This window comes from Pseudomonas persica, from assembly GCF_900291015.1.
Taxonomy (GTDB): domain Bacteria; phylum Pseudomonadota; class Gammaproteobacteria; order Pseudomonadales; family Pseudomonadaceae; genus Aquipseudomonas.
This window is the reverse complement of record NZ_OLKL01000138.1, coordinates 1-273: the sequence shown is the minus strand read 5'-3', so window position 1 is coordinate 273 and position 273 is coordinate 1. Positions and strand designations below refer to the sequence as shown.

Here is a 273-nt window from a genome sequence, read left to right as displayed (position 1 = left end):
CTCCTGTAGTGGGCCGAGATTAAGAGATAACGAATAGGTTCATAGCCATATTTTTCAGCTACATCCCTTACGGTAAAAAAGTTACCCAAGGACTTGGACATTTTTTTGTTGTCAATGTTTATGTAACCGTTGTGCATCCAGTAGTTTGCAAAGGTTACCCCGTTGCAGCACTCGCTTTGTGCTATTTCATTTTCATGGTGAGGAAAGATTAGGTCTTGCCCTCCGCCGTGAATATCTATGGTTTTGCCCAAATAACGCCGCGCCATGGCAGAG

1 protein-coding gene is annotated in these 273 nt (G+C 44.0%); it reads right to left on the bottom strand.

Annotation, left to right across the window (positions count from 1 at the left end; genetic code table 11):
* Window positions 1–273, bottom strand: a 273-nt coding sequence (locus FQ664_RS26040) for a class I tRNA ligase family protein (RefSeq protein ID WP_144175873.1), incomplete at both ends; no start/stop codon positions are given.